Here is a 1637-nt window from a genome sequence, read left to right on the forward strand (position 1 = left end):
CCCCGGCCTGTGCGGCCTCGATGCGCAGCGCGACCTTGGTGCCGCCCACGTCGATACCCAGACAGCCGGTTGGGGATGGTGCACGCATGAGCCCTCGCAGGTCGTCAGGCGGGTGCCGCCGGGACGAGATCGAAGAATGAGCGGTAGAAGCCGATCTGGTGGGCGAGCATGTGGATGCCCGGATGGGTCGGCAGGCCGAGTGCGGCCGCGGCCCGCAGTAGGCGGGTGTCGGGCGGTTTCATGATGATGTCCGCCACGACGCAGCCCGCCGCGAGCCCATCCGGCGGGAAGGGGAGCGGATCGTTCGGACGCAGGCCGAGCGGCGTGGCGTTCACCGCGAGATCGACATCGTGCAGCAGGGGTGTCGCGACGCCGACGGCGCGGCCCGGCCAGTGCTCGTCGAGGCGGGCGAGCAGGCCGTCGCGCTTCTCCCGATCCGGATCGTAGATCGACAGCCGTGTGCTGCCGGCGTCGAGCAGCGCGGCCGCGATGGCGCTGCCGGCGCCGCCCGCGCCCAGTAGCGAGACCCGCGTTCCGGCCACCGGACGTCCGGCGGCCGTCAGCCCCCGGACGAATCCCGCTCCGTCGAAGTTGTCGGCCTGCCAGCGCCCGGACGGGCCGCGGCGCAGTGCGTTGGCGCTCCCGCTGATCGCGGCCGCCGGACTGCGTTCGTCGGCGAGGGCGCAGGCGGCGGCCTTGTGCGGAATCGTGATCAGGATGCCGTCCAGGTTCTCGATGCGCCGGAGTCCATCGAGCACGGCGGGGAAGTCCGCCGGCCGGGCGTGCACCGGTACGAGGACGGCGTCAAGCCCGAGTTCGTCGAACAGCGGATTGAGCAACGACGGCGCCTGTACCTGTTCGACGGGATCCCCGACGACGGCGAACAGGCGGGTGGCGCCCGTGATAGCACACGCGGCCGGTGGCACGGGCGTCAGGCCAGCGGCCCGCGCGGCATGTCGCCGAGCGTCTTCATGACCGGGTTCTCCGGAATGTCGCCCACCAGTTGTGGGCCGTCCGCACCGTCGAGCACGAAGGTGAGGCCGGTGTTCGTCGACTTCTTGTCCAGACGCATCACGGCGACGAGCTCGGCGGCGTCCGCCTCGGTGGGCAGGGCCGTCGGCAGCCCGTAGCCGCGGACCACGTCCAGGTGCTCGCGGACCCGATCGTCCCCGATCCGGCCGAGCTCCCCGGCGAGACGGCCGGCGAACACGGTGCCGATCGCCACCGCCTCACCGTGGCGCAGCGCGAAGTCGGTGACGCGCTCCAGGGCATGTCCCAGGGTGTGGCCGTAGTTGAGGATGTGGCGCAGGCTTGAGTCCCGTTCGTCCCGGGCGACGACGGCGGCCTTGAGCGCCACGCTGGCGGTGATCTGCTCCGTCACCGGCAGACCGCGCAGGTCCCCGGTGCCGATGAAGTGGGCCCGCGCGATCTCGCCGTAGCCGTTGATCCACTCCCGCCGGGGCAGGGTCCGCAGGTGGTCGGTGTCGCAGAGGACGGCGCTGGGTTGCCAGTAGACACCGAGGAGGTTCTTGCCGGCGGGCAGGTTCACCGCCGTCTTCCCGCCGACGCTCGCGTCCACCTGGGCGAGCAGGGATGTCGGGAGGTGTACCACCGCCACGCCGCGGTGGTACAGCGCC

General features: G+C 72.0%; 2 protein-coding genes. Both read right to left on the reverse strand.

The features are described from left to right. Window positions 1–104: 104 nt before the first annotated feature. Window positions 105–926 carry a shikimate dehydrogenase family protein gene (locus AC08ON_RS12495; protein ID WP_476607693.1) on the reverse strand — a complete coding sequence of 274 codons (822 nt, stop codon included), beginning with the start codon at window positions 924–926 and terminating at the stop codon, window positions 105–107. Between the two features lie 5 nt (window positions 927–931). Beyond that, on the reverse strand, window positions 932–1637 hold a 706-nt coding region (locus AC08ON_RS12500; protein ID WP_476617021.1), incomplete at its 5' end, for a 3-dehydroquinate synthase.

Source organism: Frankia sp. CoWAU3 (assembly GCF_977971855.1).